1 protein-coding gene is annotated in these 214 nt (G+C 69.2%); it reads left to right on the top strand.

The window, feature by feature from the left end:
- Positions 1-214 (top strand): flavodoxin-dependent (E)-4-hydroxy-3-methylbut-2-enyl-diphosphate synthase (locus IG64_RS37350; RefSeq protein ID WP_037865076.1); only part of this gene is annotated, 214 nt, incomplete at both ends.

Raw genomic sequence — 214 nt, 5'->3', positions numbered from 1 at the left:
GGGCACGATCAAGTCGGCGGTGGCCTTCGGTGCGCTGCTGTCGCAGGGGATCGGGGACACGATCCGGGTGTCGCTGTCGGCGCCGCCGGTGGAGGAGGTCAAGGTCGGCCTTCAGATCCTCCAGTCGCTGGGGCTGCGTCAGCGGGGTCTGGAGATCGTCTCGTGTCCGTCGTGCGGACGCGCCCAGGTGGACGTGTACAAGCTGGCCGAGGAG

The sequence above is a fragment of the Streptomyces sp. NRRL S-340 genome (assembly GCF_000720185.1).
Classification (GTDB): domain Bacteria; phylum Actinomycetota; class Actinomycetes; order Streptomycetales; family Streptomycetaceae; genus Streptomyces.
The sequence above is the reverse complement of the archived record's forward strand: the minus strand, read 5'-3'. Positions and strand labels throughout refer to the sequence as shown.